1 protein-coding gene is annotated in these 409 nt (G+C 61.1%); it reads right to left on the reverse strand.

All coding sequences use genetic code 11. The features are described 5' to 3' along the window. Nucleotides 1–367, reverse strand: a 367-nt coding sequence (locus tag ACF8LI_RS11610) for a hypothetical protein (protein WP_392412889.1), incomplete at its 3' end; no start/stop codon positions are given. Nucleotides 368–409 lie beyond the last annotated feature (42 nt).

Consider the following 409-nt stretch of genomic DNA (forward strand, 5'->3'; position numbering starts at 1 on the left):
CCACGGTCTGCACATTCGACTTGCTCTCAACAAGGCCTTGCACCTGCGCTTGCACCCTGTAGGTTCCCGCTGAAACAGGGCGTTCCACGTAGACCCAGCCCGTGCCCCTCTGCCCTCGATCGATCACCATCTGCGAGATCAGGCTACCCCCATTGGCAGCAGAGTAGATGCCTGTGACCACACCAGCCGGGTCCTGGTCCCCCAGGCCCACCTGTACCGTCATCGGCTTGATCGCATATTGACTTTCTGACCAGTACGCGCCGGGTACGCTCAGCACCACATAGAAGTTGTCCCTCAGACTGACCGTAGACCGCTGTCCATCCAGGCCTTCAAACCGCATCTGCGGCAAGATGACTTCCACCGGCATGGGTGCAGCAGCCGTCGCCCCCTCCGCAGAGGCCTCGATCTG

It is taken from the genome of Delftia sp. WSY_12 (assembly GCF_043104645.1).
GTDB classification, from domain to species: Bacteria; Pseudomonadota; Gammaproteobacteria; order Burkholderiales; family Burkholderiaceae_C; genus Comamonas; species Comamonas tsuruhatensis.